This is a genomic window from Paraburkholderia tropica, from assembly GCF_914484835.1.
Classification (GTDB): Bacteria; Pseudomonadota; Gammaproteobacteria; order Burkholderiales; family Burkholderiaceae; genus Paraburkholderia; species Paraburkholderia tropica_A.
On sequence record NZ_CAJZAR010000066.1, the window covers coordinates 16,836 to 27,953 of the forward strand.

Here is an 11,118-nt window from a genome sequence, read left to right on the forward strand (position 1 = left end):
GCACGCCGGATGCGTGCTGCGTGCGCCGCTCGGGCGCTTCGTCGATGAACCGATGAGCGCGTGTTACGACGCCTTGGCGGGCACGTTGGCGCTGGCTTCGGTTTTCGCCGATGCCGATGCCGGTGCATGCGCGGATGCGGCTGTCGTAGCCGATGCAGCCGATGCACCCGATGCAGCAGAAGCCGCCGAAGCCGTATCCCCATCGAGCTGCTTCGTGCTCCATCCGCCGCCGATCGCCTGAACCAAACCGACCGTTGCATCGAGACGCCGCGTATCGAGTTCGAGCGAGGCGATCTGCGTCGAGAGTTCGGTGGTCTGCGCCGTCACCACGTCGAGATAGCTGACCACGCCGTCACGATAGCGCGACATCGACAGCGTGAGCGTGCGCTGCGCCGCGTCGAGCGCCTCGTTCTCGCGCTGCGCCTCGTCGCCGAGGTGATGCAGCAGCGCGAGATTGTCCTCGACCTGCTGGAACGCGTTGAGTACGGTGGCCTTGTAGTCCGCGCCGTTCTCCGCGAGCTTCGCGCGCGCGCCGCGCACGAGCGCTTCGCGGCGGCCGCCGTCGAAGATCGTCTGCATCAGCGACGGGCCGATCGCCCACATTTCGTTGGGCGCCGAGAGCCACGGATTGAACGTGTCGCTCTGATAGCCCGCGAGCAGATCGAGCGAGATGTCGGGGAAGAACGCGGCCTTGGCCACGCCGATCTCCGCATTCGCGGCCGCCACGCGGCGCTCTGCCGCCGCGATGTCCGGGCGCCGTTGCAGCAGCGCCGAGGGCAGGCCGGCGGGCAGGTTCGGCAGGCGAGGGCGCAGCGTGTCGGGCGCGATGTTGAACTCCGAGGCCGGCACGCCGACGAGCGTGGCGATCGCGTGCTCGTAGAGCGCGCGGCGCGCGCTCACGTCGTCATACGAAGCCTGCGCGGCGGCGAGCTGGTTCTGCGCGCGCGACACGTCGAGGTCCGACGCGATGCCGCCGCGATGACGGCTCTCGGTGAGCTGCAACGCGTGACGATACGCGGCGATGGTGTCGTCGAGCAGTTTGGACTGCTGATCGAGTCCGAGCAGATTGAACCACGTGGTCGCGAGCTTCGCCTGCAGGCTCAGTTGCAGCGACGCGAGATCGGCTTCGCTCGCCTCGCTGCTCGCCTGACCCGACTTCACCTCGTTGCGCACCTTGCCCCACAGATCGAGGTCGTAGCCGATCCCCACGCCGAGCGTGTTCGTTTCGTACACGTTCGGCTGATTCGAGCCGCGCAGCGGACGCAGCGCCGACTGCCGGTCGCGCTCCACCGAGGCGCCGAGCCCCACGGTCGGCATCAGCGCCGAGCGCGCCTGCGCCGTGAGCGCATCGGCCTCGTCGTGACGCGCGAGCGCGGCGGCGATGTTCGGATTCGCCTTCTGAACCTGCGGCTCGAGCTGATCGAGGATCGGATCGTTGAACGCCTTCCACCAGCCGTCGCGCGGCAACTGGTCGGCGGGCTGCGCCGTCTGCCAGTCGCCCGCTTCCTTGAAGTGCGTCGGAATCGCGGCGGCGGGCGCGTGATACGCGGGCGCGAACGAGCACGCGCTCAGCAGCATCGCGCCCGCAAGCGCGACGAGCCGCACCTTGGTGTGCAAACCGGACGGCTTAACCATGCGCCGGCTCCGCCGCTTGCGCGGTCTGCGTGGCCTGGGGCGCGGGGTTCGCCGCCGTCTTCGCGGAAGCGCCCGGCGCATTCGTCGCCGCCGTGGCCGCGAGGCGCACGACGTCGCCGTTCGCGAGCGAGTCGGGCGGATTGTCGATCACGCGCTCGCCCGCCTTGAGACCGGCGATGATCTGCACGCGCGTGCCGAGGTCGGTGCCGATGGTCACGTCGCGCAACTGCACCTTGTGATCGGCGCCCGCCACGGCGACCTGCATGCCCTGGGCGCGGAAGATCAGCGCGCTCGCGGGCACGAACAGCGCGTTCGCGTCGCCGTGCATCGCGAGGTGCACCTCGGTGTACTCGCCGGGGAACAGCAGGCCCTGCTTGTTGTCGACGGCGAGCTGCACGAGCATCGTGCCCGAGGCGGGCGAGATCGACTGGTCGGTGTCGACGAGCTTGGCGTCGAACTTCATGCCGGGGCGCTCGGGCACCGTGAGCGTCGCGTGCATGCCGGGCTGGATCGACGCCGCGTCGCTCTGCGGCACGCTCACGTAGACGCGCAGCGTGCTCGCGTCCGAGACCGTGAAGAGTTCGGGGCCGCTGCCGCTACCCGAGTCGATCAGCGCGCCCACGTCGGTCTTGCGCGCCGTGACCACGCCGTCGAACGGCGCCGTCAAACGCTTGAACGATTCGAGTGCTTCGAGACGGCGCACGTTGGCCTGATTCGCTTCCACGGTCGCCTGCTTGGCGATCAGGTCCGAGGTCTTTTCATCGGCTTCCTGCTGCGAGACCGAATCCTGCTTGAGCATTTCGGTCCAGCGCTTCGCCGTGGTGGCCGCGAGCTTTTCGTTCGCGATCGAGTTTTGCAGATCGGCGCGCGCCTGCTGCAACTGCTGATCGAGATCGGGCGTGTCGATCACGCCGAGCAGTTGCCCGGCCTTCACGTGCGTGCCGATATCGGCGTACCACGCGTGCAGATAACCCGAGACGCGCGCGTAGATCGGCGCGTTGATGTAGGCCGCGAGATGGCCGGGCAGCACCAGCATCTGCGAGGCGGGGCTCGGTTCGGGCAGCACGGTGGCGACCGTGGGCACGGCCTGCGCGTCGGTCCAGGACGTGAGTTCCTGATGCGCGTGCACGCGGCTGAACAGACCGCCGGAGACGATCCCGGCGGCGACCATCAGCGCGACGGCGGCGACGGTTTTCAGATGGCGCATGGGTTGCGGCGAGGCGATGTCGACTTCAGTGGACATGGGATTCTCCCTCGAGGGCAAGTTGTTCCGAATGGTGGGATGCGTCGGCGATGTCGTTTTCCGTGTCGTCATCGCGCTTGTCGTTGCGGTGCACGAGGCTGAACACCACGGGCACGAACAGCAGCGTCGCGCAGGTCGCGCAGATCAGGCCGCCGATCACGGCGCGGCCGAGCGGCGCGTTCTGCTCGCCGCCGTCGCCGAGACCGAGCGCCATCGGCGCCATGCCGATGATCATCGCGAGCGCGGTCATCAGCACCGGGCGGAAGCGCGTGAAGCCTGCTTCGAGCGCGGCGCGCATCGCGTCGCCCGTGATGGCGAGACGTTCGCGTGCGAACGACACGACCAGGATCGCGTTCGCTGTCGCCACGCCCATGCAGAGAATCGCGCCCGTGAGCGCCGGTACGGACAGCGGCGTGTGCGTGGTGAACAGCATCCAGACGATGCCCGCGAGCGCGGCGGGCAGCGCGCAGACGATCACGAACGCGTCGGCCCACGAATGGAAGTTCACGACGATCAGCAAATAGATCAGCAGCACCGCGCCCGCGAGACCGAGCAGCAGGCCCGTGAACGCGCTGTTCATGGTCTGCACCTGGCCGCGCATCGTCACGGTCGAACCCTTCGGCACGTCCTTGACGGTGGCCTTGATCTCCTTCTGGATCTGCGCGGACACCGCGCCCAGATCGGCGCCTTGCGTGGTCGCGTAGATATCGAACAGCGGCTCGATGTTGTAGTGCGAGACCACGGCGTCGGCGGTGCCGCGCGTGATCGTGGCGAGGCCGCCGAGAATCTGCGAGCCGCCGCTCTTGCTGGTCACGGGCAGGTTCTGCAGGTCCGAGAGCGTGGTCATGCGGTACTGCGGCGTCTGCGCGACGATCGGATACGACACGCCGTTCTTCGGATTGAGCCAGTAGGTGGGCGACACCTGGCTCGTGCCCGAAAGGCTCGCGACCACCGAGTTCGTCACGTCCTGCTCGGTGATGCCGAGTTCGTCGGCGCGCGAGCGGTCGACGGCCACGGTGAGCTGCGGATACGTCGAAGCCTGCTGGATACGCGGATCGGCAATGCCCGGAATCGTGCTCACGCGGCGCAGCAGTTCGTTCGCATAGTGCTTGTTGGCCGTCATGTTCGGGCCGCTGACCTGCACGTCGATCGGCGCGGGCGCACCGAAGTTCAGGATCTGGCTCACGATGTCGGCGGGCAGGAACGAGAACGTCGTGCCGGGGAACAGACGCGGCAACTGCGTGCGCAGCGCCTTCACGTATTGCGCGGTGGGCGCGTGGTCCTTCGACAGCGAGATCATGATGTCGCCGTCCTGCGGTCCGATCGTGCCGCTGTTGTTATACGTGAGGTTGATACCGCTGTTCGGCAGGCCGATGTTGTCGATGATGCTCGTGAGCTGATCGGCGGGAATCGCCTCGCGCACGGTGTCTTCGATGTGATCGAACAGGTCGGCGGTTTCTTCCACACGCGTGCCGATCGGCGCGCGCACGTGAATTTCGATCTCGCCCGAATCGATGTTCGGGAAGAAGTTGCGGCCGAGGAAGGGCACCAGCGCGAACGACAGCATCACGATCGCGAGAAAGCCCACGATAAACGGCTTGCGATGCGTGAGCGCGAGACCGAGCACGCCGCGATAACCGGCGCGCACGCGTTCGAAGCGGCGCTCGAAACCGCGCTGGAAATTGACCAGCGGATTGCGCGAGCGCACGACGCGATCGTGCGCGCCATGCGGCGCCATCACGGCGGCGAGTTCGCCCGACGCATGGCCTTGCGACGCGTGCGGCTTGAGCAGGTAACGCGCCATCATCGGCACGAAGGTACGCGAGAGCACGAACGAGGCGATCATCGCGAAGATCACCGATTCGGCCATCGGCACGAACAGGTAGCGCGCGATGCCGTCGAGCAGCAGCATCGGCACGAACACGATACAGATACACAGCAGCGAAACCAGCGCGGGCATGACGATCTGCGCCGCGCCGTCGAGAATCGCGCTGCGTACGTCCTTGCCCTGCTCCAGGTGCCAGTTGATGTTCTCGATCGTCACGGTGGCATCGTCGACGAGAATACCCACCGCTAGCGCGAGGCCGCCCAATGTCATCACGTTCAGCGTTTCGCCGCAGGCCGCGAGCGCCGCGATGGCCGCGAGCACGGCGAGCGGAATCGACGCGGCAATGATGAGCGTCGAACGCCAGCTGCCGAGGAACAGCAGGATCATGGCCGAGGTGAGCGCGGCGGCGATGATGCCTTCGCGCGCCACGCCGCTCACGGCGCCCTTCACGAACACCGATTGATCGGAGAGCGGCACGAGCTTGAGGCTCGGCGGCAGCGACTGTTCGATCAGCGGCAGCTTCGCCTTCACGCCCGCGATGATGTCGAGCGTCGAAGCCGAACCGTTCTTGAGGATTGACATCAGCACCGCGCGATGGCCGTCCACGCGCACGATATTGCCTTGCGGCGGATAGCCGTCGCGCACGTGCGCCACGTCGCGCATATAGATCACGGCGCCATCCACGGTCTTGATCGGCAGATTGTTGATCGCCTCGATCGTGAGCGGGCTGTTGTTCAGGCGCACGTTGTATTCGAAGCGGCCGATCTTCTGCGTGCCCGCCGGAATGATCTGGTTCTGCTGCGCGAGCGCGTTCGCCACGTCCTGCGCGGAGAGCTTGCGCGCCTGCAGCGCCTGCGGATTCAGGTCGATCTGCACTTCGCGCGTCTTGCCGCCGTACGGCGTGGGAATCGCCACGCCGGGCACGGACAGCAACTGCGGCCGGATGAAGTTGGTCGCATAGTCGCCGAGCTGCTGCTCGTTGAGCGTGTTGCTCGTGAGGGCGAGTTGCAGCACCGGCACCGTGGACGCGTTGTAATTCAGAATCTGCGGCGGCGTGGTGCCGGGCGGCATCTGCTTCAACACGGTCTGCGACACCGAGGTCACCTGGGCGGTGGCCGTGCGGATGTCCACGGTCGGCTGGAAGAAGATCTTCACGATGCCGTAGCCGCGGAACGACTGCGATTCGATGTGCGCGACGTCGTTGACGGTCGTGCCGAGCGTGCGCTCGTAGTAAGTGACGATACGGCCCGACATGTCGTCGGGTTGCAGACCGGCGTAGTTCCACACCACGCTGATCACGGGAATGCGGATATCAGGAAAGATATCGGTTGGCGTGCGTAACGCAGCGAGCGGGCCAGCGATCAGGATCAGCAGGGCCAGCACGATGAACGTGTACGGACGGTTCAAGGCCAGCCGGACGATTTTCAGCATCAGAAGGGGCTCCGTTCAGAACATCGGCGTCGGATCCTTCGTGGCCAAAGCGGGCAAGGCTTGCCCTCCACGGAGGAGTCCGACGCCGGTATTGTGGCGGGCGGGTTGTAACGTCCTGCAACCAGACAAATGAAACAAGTTTTAGTTATCGGCGGCTTTTTTTAAAAAAAAGGACTACGAAACGCTAAAAGGAAAATACACGTGTGCTATGCGATCGAAAACGTCAACCGAGCAGATAACCCGAGCCGCGGATCGTGCGGATGAGCGAGGGCTCGCCGGGCATATCCACGCGATTGCGCAGACGGCCCACGTGCACGTCCACGAGATTGGTGCCCGGATCGAAGCGGCCCCCCCACACGCCTTCGAAGATCATCGTGCGCGTGAGCACCTGGCCCGCGTGGCGCATCATGAATTCGAGCACGCGCAGTTCGGTCGGGCGCAGCCGCAGGACCTTGTCGCGGCAGGTGAGCTTGCGCTTGACGAGATCGAGTTCGAGCGGCCCCACGCGCAGCACGGTTTCGGTGGTCGCGGGACGCGTGCGGCGGCGCACGAGCGCTTCCACGCGCGCCGACATTTCGTCGATCGAAAAGGGCCGCGTGAGATAGTCGTCGCAACCGGCGCGCAGACCCTGGATGCGTTCTTCCACGCTGGTCGTGGAGCTCATCACGAGCACGGGCGTTTCGATGCCCACGCCGCGCATGGTGGTGACGATGGTGAGGCCGTCGAGATCGGGCAGGCGCCGTTCGAGCGCGACCACGTCGTAGTCGCCGGCCATCACCATCGCGATGCCCTCGCGGCCGGAGCGGGCGATATCGACGGTGAAGCCGGTGGAAGCGAGCGTGGGGACGACGCTCGCTTCGGTGGCGGCGTCGTCTTCGATGGTGAGGATTCTGGGCATGGCTTTCCAGGCGTCGTGACGGGTGAAACGGAGTCGGGCGCGCGCCGCGCGCAATGGGAGCGCGCGCACGGCGCCGGCGTGCGAAAGCGGACAGGGGCGAAAGCGGGCGCCACTCGCACGCGCACTAGCGCACGCGTGCGAAGCAGCACGGATCAGCGCAACAGCAAGCGTAACAACGAGCGCAACAGCGAGCTAAACAGCGAGCTAAACAGCGCGAGCGCGCGCCGCGCGTCAGGCCACGGCGCGCAAGGCGAGCGGCGCGGCGGCGGCGGCATGCAGGCTGGCGCCGGCGTGGCTGTGATGGCTGCGGAACTGCTCGACCGCGAAGTCGATGAAGCTGCGCACTTTCATCGTCAGATAATTGCGGCCCGAATAGACGATCGAGACGTGCTGCATGCCGCCGTTTACATCGAAGGCGTTCAGCACCGGCAGCAGCACGCCGCGCGCGATGTCGTCGGCGACGAGCGGCAGCGGCAGCAGCGCCACGCCCATGTCGGCGAGCACGGCCGCGCGCACGGTCGCGTAGCCGCTCGCCGTGAGCGGGCCGTTCGCGCTCACGCGCTGCGCGCCGTCGGCGTTGGCGAATTCCCAGGAGCGCGGCGCGTCGGAGACCGCGAGCAGATCGTGCTGCGAGAGATCGGCGGGCGTGCGCGGCATGCCGCGGCGCGACAGATAACTCGGCGTGGCCACCACGATCTCCTTCACGGAGGTGATCTTGCGGCTCACGAGCGACGCGTTCACCTGCTGGCGGTCGGTCGCGAAGCAGACGTCGAAGCCGCCTTCGATCATATCGATATGCGTGTCGTAGGCGGTCACGTCGAAATCGACGCGCGGATTCACGTCGCGATACGCGCTCAGCAGCGCGGTCAGTGCGCCGCTCGCGAACACCGAAGGCGCGGCGATGCGCAGCACGCCGCTCGGATCGCGTGTGGCGCGCACGAGTTCCGACTCGACTTCGTCGAGTTTGTCGATCACCGCGCGGCAGCCGTCGAGATAAAGACGGCCCGCTTCGGTCAGCGAAAGACTGCGCGTGGAGCGGTTCAACAGGCGCATGTTCAGATGCGCTTCGAGCATGCCGACGCTGCGCGTGACGGCTGCGGCAGACATGCCGAGCTGCTTGCCGGCGAGGCTGAAGCTGCTCAGATCGACGACGCGCGTGAACACGCGCATGGCTTGTAGCTGGTTCATGTGACGAGTCCGTGCCGGTAAAGGCTCAAAACGGGGCTGCGCGAATGGGCCCGTAAAACAAGCCCCGAAATACAGGGACGAGCCGGCGCCGCGCAGGCGAACGCGCTCGCCGGGTCCGCGACGCGCGGCCCGGATTCACGGGATGATGCGGAGTACTGCGGGCTGCGGCGACGCGCAGCGCAGTGCGCTCAGTTCGGCAGCGCGTGCATGGGCATGGGCGACTCGCGCTGCGCGGCGGCTTCGTGCGCGTTCAGCGCGTCCTTGAGCCGGTGCATGCTTTCGGTGGGAATCGCGAAACCCGCCCAGCCGAGGCCGGTATGGCGCAGGAACAGCACCGCGCCGTCGAACAGCGGATTGCGTTCCGTGTACCAGCACGGATCGATTTCGATCACATATTGATGCGAGCGCAATGGCTGATCGGGCACGGCGGGGCGCATCGAGGCGCGCAGCTTGCCGAGCTCCTCGATGAGGCCATCGACTTCGGCGGCGTCGAGCAGCGCGGCGCGGTCATCGACCTTTACGCACAGCGCCTGTTCGCCATATTCGTTCACGAGTTCGACCGACATCGGCTTTTGCATGGTGCATTCCTCTCAGTCCTGAATCTGGAGAGGATTATCGGTTCCGGCCCGGTTGCGGTGTTTTAAGTTGCCGCGCACCAAACATGAAAACTAATTTAGAAAGCATTAAGTTGCGCAGGCGTGGCCGGCGTGCGCGAACGTCGTGACGGGAGGGCGTGCTGCGCTCATGGCGGGTGTGCACGCGGCGTTTCATGACAGCCGTGTCATTTACCGATTTACGCGGCTGATGCGCGCGCGTGCGCGGGACGGAGCGTTTTTTGGATGCTCGATGAAAGCCTTCAGAACGCGAGCGTGGCCGTGGCCATCACCGTCGACGTACTCTTCAGACGATTGGTGCTCGCGATGCTCGGCACCCAGCGCAGGCTCGCGGAAAACGGCGCCTTGCCGCCGATCTTGGTGTCGTAGGTGATGATCGGACCGAGCGCGAAATCATGGCCGCGAAAACCGTTGAGACGATCGGCGAGCGGGCCGGTGTCGTCGGCGAGTTGCTGGACCGTGCCCATCACGAGACCCACGCCCACGCCGTTCGCGAAGCGCTTGAGCGCGAGCGCGTCGAGCGTGAACAGCGCGCCGTTCTGGTAATCGGTATCGTGATTGCGCGTGTAGAACTGCAAGCCCGCGACCACGTCGAATTCCAGACCGTACTCGGGCACGAGCTGCGTCCACGCGACTTGCGGCACGAAGGTCCAGTTGTTCAGGCTCGTGTTGGCGAGCGCGTTGGGGTTGTAGCCGCCGGTGGGCGCCCAGAAGTTGAAACTCAGCGCGATATGCGAGTTCGCCGAGAAACTGTAACCGGCTTCGATGGGCGTGAAGTAGAGGTCGTAGAAGTTCGAGGCGCTTTGCGTGGTCGAACTCGTGAAGCGGCCGACGCCCGCCGTGCCGGTCACTTCGGTCCAGACATAGGGCACGGTGATGCCCGAGGCGAAACTCCAGCCGCCGATGCTGCCCCAGCCGCGCAGGATGGATGCGAGCGTGAAGTTGATCTTGGCGTCGATGCCGAGCGAGGCTTTGCCGTTGATCGGCACCGTGCGCGAACCGGAAATCGAACCGTCGAGATAGAGGTCTTCGAGATTCACGACGTAGATGCCGGCGGGCGGCACTTCGGCCACGCCCGTCAGCACGCTGCTGCCCGCCACCGGACGCCCGAGCGCGCTTTCCGTGGCGTGGCCGGTCGTGGCGCCGGCCAGTCCGAGTGCGGCGAGCGCGGCCTGGCAGGCTGTGTGTTTGACTTTGCGCATGGCGCAGCGCGCCGTGTGTTGCGCTTTCCTTTGCGCTTTCTGTTGCACCTTCGTTTGCACCGTGATCGTCACCGTCGATCTCCTGTTGTTTTTCCTCTATTCGATGATGCGGGTCATGCGCGCTGAATACGCACGACGCGGTGTGAAGCGGATGCTGCGAATGCGGGCCAGACATGGCTCGCCAAGGCTAACATTCTTCATCAGAATTTTCATAACGCGTGCGATGTTTCCTAACGCGTGTCAGTGTGGCGTGTTTTAACGCACTTTCTTCGAGCTGCGGCCGGTTCGAGGAGAAAAGCGGATAAAGGCCGTGGACGCGCCGGATGCCTGCGCGATGCCCTCCAAGAGCGCATTGAGGAACTCCAGGTGCGCGTCCTACCCGGCAGTCACCTGTTGGGCAGGGAGCAGATAGTCGCGCGAGGGATAGAACGTCAAAAGGCAAAGTCGTCAGAGAGCGATCGGAATGGATATTTCGCCAATTAAATAGTAATCCATATCTATTGATGAATTAGATTGGGCGATGTGCCGCTCCGATATTTCAGGGCTGACTTAACCACCACAGATTTTTGGGAAGATGGTGGCATTTCGGTCGTCTCAATTTTTGATTACTGTGCTCGCAAGAGAAAGATCGTAACCGCGCCGATGTGCGAGATCGTCCAAGATATATCTGATGACCTTTGGAGTTTACGTTGCGATCAGGGAATTTATTGACGGCTGTCAGCATGCCAATCTGGCGGAGATTAAGATTGGAGTCCTAATATTGTATCGGCCACATTGCGGATTATTAGGTTGTGGCGGAAACATTCGAAATATATTCCTGAAGCTAATCATCGAAGGAAACACGAATGACCCGACAAAATGATGTGCGCTTCTCTTTCAGAATTTCCTCCATCGATTTCAACGTCGTGAGTTTCCAGCTGGACGAGGGCATCAGCCGCCCGTTCAGGCTGAACGTCGAACTTTCCAGTACCGATCCTTCCATCGATTTCGGCACGGTGCTCGATCAGTTGGCCACGTTCACGATCTGGCGCGGCGAGACCGCCGTGCGTTATGTGAACGGTGTTGATTTGCAGTAGAAA

General features: G+C 64.7%; 8 protein-coding genes. 1 reads left to right on the forward strand and 7 read right to left on the reverse strand.

Annotated features, from left to right (window positions below; genetic code table 11):
- Positions 1–63 precede the first annotated feature (63 nt).
- The 7 genes from LDO54_RS23890 to LDO54_RS23920 all read right to left on the reverse strand — a co-directional run bounded on the left by LDO54_RS23890 (position 64) and on the right by LDO54_RS23920 (position 10,039).
- Positions 64–1,635: an efflux transporter outer membrane subunit gene (locus LDO54_RS23890; protein WP_224013147.1), complete on the reverse strand. Its 1,572-nt coding sequence runs from the start codon at positions 1,633–1,635 to the stop codon at positions 64–66.
- Positions 1,628–2,878 carry an efflux RND transporter periplasmic adaptor subunit gene (locus tag LDO54_RS23895; RefSeq protein ID WP_224013148.1) on the reverse strand — a complete coding sequence of 417 codons (1,251 nt, stop codon included), beginning with the start codon at positions 2,876–2,878 and terminating at the stop codon, positions 1,628–1,630. Before LDO54_RS23895 ends, LDO54_RS23890 begins: the two co-directional genes overlap by 8 nt.
- Positions 2,868–6,137 (reverse strand): efflux RND transporter permease subunit, encoded by a 3,270-nt coding sequence (locus LDO54_RS23900; protein WP_224013149.1) that lies wholly within the window; start codon positions 6,135–6,137, stop codon positions 2,868–2,870. Before LDO54_RS23900 ends, LDO54_RS23895 begins: the two co-directional genes overlap by 11 nt.
- A gap of 223 nt (positions 6,138–6,360) precedes the next feature.
- Positions 6,361–7,035 (reverse strand): response regulator transcription factor, encoded by a 675-nt coding sequence (locus LDO54_RS23905; protein ID WP_224013150.1) that lies wholly within the window; start codon positions 7,033–7,035, stop codon positions 6,361–6,363.
- A 231-nt stretch (positions 7,036–7,266) separates the two neighbouring features.
- Positions 7,267–8,223 carry a LysR family transcriptional regulator gene (locus tag LDO54_RS23910; protein WP_224013151.1) on the reverse strand — a complete coding sequence of 319 codons (957 nt, stop codon included), beginning with the start codon at positions 8,221–8,223 and terminating at the stop codon, positions 7,267–7,269.
- Positions 8,224–8,411: 188 nt separating this feature from the next.
- Positions 8,412–8,801, reverse strand: a complete 390-nt coding sequence (locus LDO54_RS23915) for a hypothetical protein (RefSeq protein WP_224013152.1) — start codon at positions 8,799–8,801, stop codon at positions 8,412–8,414.
- Between the two features lie 278 nt (positions 8,802–9,079).
- Positions 9,080–10,039, reverse strand: coding sequence for a SphA family protein (locus tag LDO54_RS23920; protein WP_224013153.1), 960 nt, complete (start codon positions 10,037–10,039; stop codon positions 9,080–9,082).
- An 845-nt stretch (positions 10,040–10,884) separates the two neighbouring features.
- Here LDO54_RS23920 and LDO54_RS23925 point away from each other — a divergent pair.
- Positions 10,885–11,115 carry a contractile injection system protein, VgrG/Pvc8 family gene (locus tag LDO54_RS23925; protein WP_224013154.1) on the forward strand — a complete coding sequence of 77 codons (231 nt, stop codon included), beginning with the start codon at positions 10,885–10,887 and terminating at the stop codon, positions 11,113–11,115.
- Positions 11,116–11,118 lie beyond the last annotated feature (3 nt).